Below are 1747 nucleotides of genomic sequence, written 5' to 3' on the forward strand. Positions count from 1 at the left end.
AGTCCATACATATTAGGAAGTAGACGTTTTTGATTTTTTCCATCTTTTTGGATTGAAACAGTCCCTGTTAGTACAAAATGATTAATAAGTTTAATAATTTCGCTGCTTGCAAGCTTATAAGCTTGAGTAAAAGGTAGTAAATTATTATTAATGTCGCCAATATATGAGTCTGAAGTGTAAAATTTCTCAGACGCTTGCTTTAAATGTCTAAATTTATACTGCAGTTTTAAGTAGTTGAGTCTTACCACTTCAGAACTAAACCCAATAGTTGAGATAGTATTAACCTCATTTGCAATTGTTGTAGGGTTGGCATTTAGAAAAGCATCCCACTTTACAGTTCTTTGGTAGCCCATTTGCAGATCAACATCTTCAATTTGATCGGGTAAAAACCATTTATACATTATAGGGTCTTTAACTTCTCCTATGATATTAGCTACAGCTTTTGCATAATAATTTTCGTCAAATAATTCCATATTAATCCTCCTGAATTTTTAATTTTTACTTATAGCTTTATTTCCAAACACTGCTACTTTTACCAAATAAACATCATTGCTAATTTGTTTTGCATCAGACAACGCTATTGCATTAATAGTTGTCTTATTTGCTCCTGCAGTAACCTTTTCAAGAGCACCATCTTTATTGAAAACAAGCTTATCTTTTGTTTTAGGCATAGCATCTTTTGCTACTAAGTACCCCTCAAAGTTATTGGTAATTGGAACAATAGTGGCTGTTTTGCTAAACTCGTCTATATCAATGCATATTCCATACAAGTCTTCACCACCACCAGCCTCAACATGAGGCTCATAGTGAATTTCATTCTTTTTTTCTTCTTGAATAACTCTTTTTACTCCGCGCTTATAGGGATACCCCGAATATGGATGATTTTCCAACTTATCAAAACTACTAGTTCTAATGCCTCCAGAAGCAAAAAATTGCACGTTTTTGTCTCTAAACTCAATAGAATTGCCTAGTAAACCAGTATAATGTTGTGGATTTTTCATAAACTTTTCTAGTTTACTGCGCTTTTCTTGATACTCTTTTACTAATTGCGTTGTATCTGCCATTAACTTTCCTCCTTTTAAATTCTTTAGTCTTAACCACCAGCAGCAACTACTGTTTTCTCAAGGCCTCTATTGCCAAAAATTGTAACTTTTATTAAATTAATCGAATAATCTTGTCTTATGTTTTCAGCTTGTTTATCCTTATCTTCTGATGCAAACTTGATTGTAAATGAATCAGAGAGTGCATAAGCATTAATTAATGTTGGGGGCCCACCATCAGCCTTGATAATAACTCCATCTGAATTAATGTCTAATATTTGACCCGATTTTATACTAGGATTTCTTGTAACAAGGTACCCTTCAAAGTTATTTGTAATTGGCAAAACATACGCAGTACAACTAAATTCGCATACATCAACACATATGCCATACATATCATTATCAGCACCAACCTCAACATATACGGAGTTCTCTTTTGGAACAAGTTTAACCCCACGCTTATATGGAAAACTCTTTTTTGGATTGTAGAAATATTCTTCTATTTTGTCCGTATAACTTGAACATGCAAATGTATAAGCATCAACTAGCTCATTCTTAGACTGAAAACAACCACTTGAACTGCTAAAAACCTTATTTTCAACAGAACTCATTGATTTTGCATATTTTTTGAATTTCAAAAGAATATCATCAAGTTCTTTAACCGACTCAAGATATGGGTCCATTACTGCATCATCTTCAGCTTGTCT

At 33.1% G+C, this 1747-nt stretch carries 2 protein-coding genes and 1 pseudogene; all 3 read right to left on the minus strand.

All coding sequences use genetic code 11. The features are described from left to right. Window positions 1–473: pseudogene (locus tag HNP63_RS06455) on the minus strand (hypothetical protein); the annotation flags it as partial. A gap of 18 nt (window positions 474–491) precedes the next feature. Continuing rightward, a complete protein-coding gene (locus tag HNP63_RS06460) occupies window positions 492–1064 on the minus strand; it encodes a DUF228 domain-containing protein (protein WP_006434241.1) in 573 nt (190 codons plus the stop codon). 29 nt (window positions 1065–1093) lie between these two features. After that, window positions 1094–1747: DUF228 domain-containing protein (locus HNP63_RS06465; RefSeq protein WP_183227657.1), on the minus strand; the 654-nt coding region annotated here is incomplete at its 5' end.

The sequence above is a fragment of the Borreliella afzelii genome, assembly GCF_014202295.1.
Classification (GTDB): Bacteria; Spirochaetota; Spirochaetia; order Borreliales; family Borreliaceae; genus Borreliella; species Borreliella afzelii.

What these genes read in the sequence shown, in the direction of transcription:
- HNP63_RS06460 (WP_006434241.1), bottom strand. Translation starts at nt 1,064, where the DNA reads ATGGCAGATACAACGCAATTAGTAAAAGAGTATCAAGAAAAGCGCAGT.